This is a genomic window from Nguyenibacter vanlangensis (assembly GCF_013376155.1).
Taxonomy (GTDB): Bacteria; Pseudomonadota; Alphaproteobacteria; order Acetobacterales; family Acetobacteraceae; genus Gluconacetobacter; species Gluconacetobacter vanlangensis.
Genome location: NZ_JABXXP010000257.1, coordinates 1 through 3,957, shown reverse-complemented (window position 1 = coordinate 3,957; position 3,957 = coordinate 1). Strand labels below are relative to the sequence as shown.

Sequence of the window (3,957 nt, the reverse complement as noted above, 5' to 3'; positions counted from 1 at the left end):
GGCGACGCCCCGCCCGGCACGATGCGCCGAATGGCGATGCACGGGATTCGCCGCCGCCCAGGCAACCTGCAACAAGGCAACCGGCAACAGGGCGGCCGGCAGGAAGGCCGCCGCCAGCAAGCCCGGACGGATCAGTATCCGTGCTTCTCGACCAGCAGGGACTGCCCGGTCATGGCGTCCGGCTTCGGCAGGCCCATCAGCGCCAGCAGGGTGGGGGCGATATCCGCCAGCCGCCCGTCGTGCAGTTCCGCCTCGCGCACGCCGCTCAGCACTACCGGCACCACGTTCAGCGTGTGGGCGGTGTGCGGGCCGCCGGTCTCGGGGTCGAACATCATCTCGGCATTGCCATGGTCCGCCGTAACCAGCAGCGCCCCGCGCTGGCGATGCACCGCCTCCACCAGCCGCTTCAGCCCCCGGTCCACCGCCTCGACGGCCTTCACCGCGGCGCCGAACACGCCGGTATGGCCCACCATGTCGGCATTGGCGTAATTCAGGACGATCAGGTCGTACGCGCCGCTCTCGATCGCCGCGACCGCCTTCTCGGTCAGTTCCGGCGCCGACATTTCCGGCTTCAGGTCATAGGTCGCCACTTTCGGCGACGGCACCATGATCCGGTCTTCGCCCGGAAGCTGCGCCTCCTTGCCCCCGTTCAGGAAATAGGTGACGTGCGGATATTTCTCGGTCTCGGCCATGCGCAACTGGCGCAGCCCGGCCCGCGACACCACCTCGCCCAGCAGGTCGTCCAGCGATTGCGGCGGAAACAGCACGCCGATCAGCCGCGCCAGCGTGTCGCTATAGCGCGTCATGCCGACCGCCGAGGCGAAGCGCACCACGCGCTTGCGGGCAAATCCGGTAAAATCCGGCTCCAGCAGCGCATCCAGCAACTGGCGGATGCGATCGGCACGGAAATTGAAGGACAGGATCGCATCCCCGTCCTTCATCCCGGCATAGCCGTCCAGCACCGTCGGCGGCAAAAACTCGTCGGTCGTTCCCGCCTGGTACGCCGCCTCCAGCACCGCCAGCGGGTCGTCGCCGCGCGGCCCCTCGGCCGAGACGATCGCGTCGTATACCTTCTGGACCCGCTCCCAGCGCTTGTCGCGGTCCATGGCGAAATAACGGCCGGAAATCGTCGCCAGGCTCACCCCGTCCGGCAGCGCGGCGCGCAGTTTCGCGACATAATCGCGGCCCGCATGCGGCGGCGTGTCGCGCCCGTCGGTAAAGACGTGGAACGCCACCTTCACCCCGGCCTCGGCCACGATCTTCGCCAGCGCCACCGCATGGTCCTGGTGGGAATGCACGCCCCCGGGCGATACCAGCCCCATCAGGTGGCAGGTCCCGCCGCTCTGCTTCAGGGCGGCGATCTGCGCGGCCAGTGCCGGATTGGCCGCCAGGCTGCCGTCGCGAATGGCCGCGAAGATGCGCGGCAGTTCCTGCATCACCACCCGGCCGGCGCCGATATTCAGGTGCCCGACCTCGGAATTGCCCATCTGCCCGTCCGGCAGGCCGACATCCGCGCCGCAGGTCTTCAGGAACGCCCGCGGCCCTTCCTGCCACAGCCGGTCGAATGCCGGGGTCGCCGCCGCGCGCACGGCATTGTCCGACGGGTCCTCGCGCCAGCCGAATCCGTCCAGGATGACCAGCATGACGGGGCGCCGGGGAAGGGGAAAAGTCTGCTCGGACATGGATGTTCTCTCCCGTGATTTTGGCGCATGATGACACCAAATAACTGGCTTGCGAATGTCTCGCCGACCGAAAGATGCCGACCCGCCAGCCGGCGGCAGCCATCCGCCAGCCGGCGGCAGCCATCCGCCAGCCCGGCGGCAGCCATCTGATGGAGAATGCAGGATGACCGGAAAGACCGCCCCTCTCTGCGGCACGCTCACGCCCGAACAAATCCGGGTGATGCACGGGCATGGGACCGAACGCCCGGGCTCCAGCCCGCTGAATTTCGAAAAGCGCACCGGCCTGTATCGCTGCGCCGCCTGCAACGCGCCGCTCTTCCGCTCGGAAACCAAGTATGAAAGCGGCAGCGGCTGGCCGTCCTATTACGATGCCCTGCCCGGCGCGGTGGAAACCCAGACCGACACCAGCCACGGCATGACCCGGCTCGAAGTCCATTGCGCGTCCTGCAAGGGCCATCTGGGCCACATCTTCCCCGACGGCCCGCGCCCGACCGGGCAGCGCTACTGCATCAACGGGGTCGCGCTGGATTTCGTGCCCGACCCGGCCTGATCCGGCGCGCGCCTCCGGTCTTCCCCCGCGCGACATCTGCTTTTAGTAAGGGCCCCATGACCGCACACAGCAACGCGCCTCCCTCGGCCGCCGCTCCCTCGGCCCCCTCGGTGGTCGTGCTCGACCACCCGCTGGTCCAGCACAAGCTCACCCGCCTGCGCCAGGCCACGACCTCGACCGCCGGCTTCCGCCGCCTGACGCGCGAACTCAGCCTGCTGATGGCCTACGAGGCCACGCGCGACCTGCCGCTCGAAACGGTGGACATCGACACGCCGCTGGAACGCACCCAGGGCCATCTCCTGTCGGGCAAGAAGCTCTGCCTGGTGTCGATCCTGCGCGCCGGCAACGGCATCCTGGACGGCATGCTCGACCTGGTGCCGGCGGCGCGCGTCGGCCATATCGGCCTGTTCCGCGATCCGACGACGCTGGAACCGATCGAATACTACATGAAACTGCCCGACGATATCGGCGAGCGCGTCTGCATCGTCGTCGATCCGATGCTGGCCACCGGCCACAGCGCGGCGGCGGCCATCGACCGGCTGAAGACGGCCGGGGCGCGGCAGATCGTCTTCGTGTGCCTGCTCGCCGCGCCCGAAGGCGTCGCCCATCTCGCCGCCGCCCATCCGGACGTCAAGATCGTCACCTGCGCGATCGATCGCGAACTGGACGATCACGGCTATATCCGCCCGGGCCTGGGCGACGCCGGCGATCGTCTGTTCGGCACCAAATAGTCCGCCCCCGCCTTTCCCAGGCAGGCCATTCCCTGGCAACCCACCGCGCGGCACATCGTTCTTCCCCCAGGACAAGGAGAAGAACAATGTCCGGACATACCTACAAGGTCGTCGAACTGGTCGGCTCGTCCCCCGAATCGATCGAGGCCGCGATCGCGGGCGGCCTGGCCCGCGCGGCCGACAGCCTGCACGCCATCCGCTGGTTCGAGGTCATCAGCACGCGCGGCCACGTCGTCGACGGCCGCGTCAGCCACTACCAGGTCACGCTCAAGGTCGGATTCACCCTCGACGAACACCACGCCGCCTGACGACCGGCGCCGGAGGGCGGCGGGGACCGCAAGGCCCCGCCCCCCCTTAAACCCGCCGCACGATATAGGTCTTGGCCAGTTCGCCCATGATCTCCTGTGCGTGCACCGGGTCGCGCGCCTCGATCATCACTTCCAGTTCCGCCGCCTGCACGCTCGGCACGGTGAACAGCCGCTGGTGCGACACTTCCAGGATATTGCCCCCGGCATCGCCGATCGTGCGCGAAATATCGGCCAAAATGCCCGGCCGATCCGGAATCTCCATCTTCAGGCACAGCAGCCGCCCGTCGCGCAGCAGCGAGCGCAGCAGCGTATTGGCCAGGATGCGGCTGTCGATATTGCCCCCCGTCACCGGCAGCGCCACCCGCCTGCCGCGGAACAATTCCGGATAGGTCAGTATCGCCGCCAGCGCGCTGGCCCCGGCCCCCTCGCTGACCTGCTTGGCCCCTTCGGCCATCAGGGTGATCGCGTCCTCCACCGCGCGCTCCGGCACCACCAGCACGCGGCCGACATGCTCGCGGATGACCGACAGCGGCTTGCGCCCGATCTGCAGCACCGCGATGCCCTCGGCGATCGTGGCCCCGCCCGGCGGCATGATCTCGTCGCCCGGAAATGCGGACAGCGAGGAATAGCTCTCCACCTGCACGCCGATCACGTCCATCTCCGGCCGCAGCGCGCGCGCCACCACC

General features: G+C 68.6%; 5 protein-coding genes. 3 read left to right on the top strand and 2 right to left on the bottom strand.

Annotation, left to right across the window (positions count from 1 at the left end):
* Positions 1 to 131: 131 nt before the first annotated feature.
* Positions 132 to 1,682 carry a 2,3-bisphosphoglycerate-independent phosphoglycerate mutase gene (gene gpmI, locus HUK84_RS11895; RefSeq protein ID WP_176640484.1) on the bottom strand — a complete coding sequence of 517 codons (1,551 nt, stop codon included), beginning with the start codon at positions 1,680 to 1,682 and terminating at the stop codon, positions 132 to 134.
* A 163-nt stretch (positions 1,683 to 1,845) separates the two neighbouring features.
* Between gpmI and msrB the strand changes: the two genes are divergently transcribed.
* The 3 genes from msrB (at position 1,846) to HUK84_RS11880 (ending at position 3,271) form a co-directional block, all read left to right on the top strand.
* Positions 1,846 to 2,232: a peptide-methionine (R)-S-oxide reductase MsrB gene (gene msrB, locus HUK84_RS11890; RefSeq protein ID WP_176640483.1), complete on the top strand. Its 387-nt coding sequence runs from the start codon at positions 1,846 to 1,848 to the stop codon at positions 2,230 to 2,232.
* Positions 2,233 to 2,288: 56 nt separating this feature from the next.
* Positions 2,289 to 2,963 carry a uracil phosphoribosyltransferase gene (upp, locus tag HUK84_RS11885; RefSeq protein ID WP_176640482.1) on the top strand — a complete coding sequence of 225 codons (675 nt, stop codon included), beginning with the start codon at positions 2,289 to 2,291 and terminating at the stop codon, positions 2,961 to 2,963.
* An 86-nt stretch (positions 2,964 to 3,049) separates the two neighbouring features.
* Positions 3,050 to 3,271 carry a dodecin gene (locus HUK84_RS11880; RefSeq protein WP_176640481.1) on the top strand — a complete coding sequence of 74 codons (222 nt, stop codon included), beginning with the start codon at positions 3,050 to 3,052 and terminating at the stop codon, positions 3,269 to 3,271.
* A gap of 46 nt (positions 3,272 to 3,317) precedes the next feature.
* Here HUK84_RS11880 and HUK84_RS11875 read toward each other — a convergent pair.
* A partial coding sequence (locus tag HUK84_RS11875; RefSeq protein WP_176640480.1) for a pyridoxal-phosphate dependent enzyme occupies positions 3,318 to 3,957 on the bottom strand: 640 nt, incomplete at its 5' end.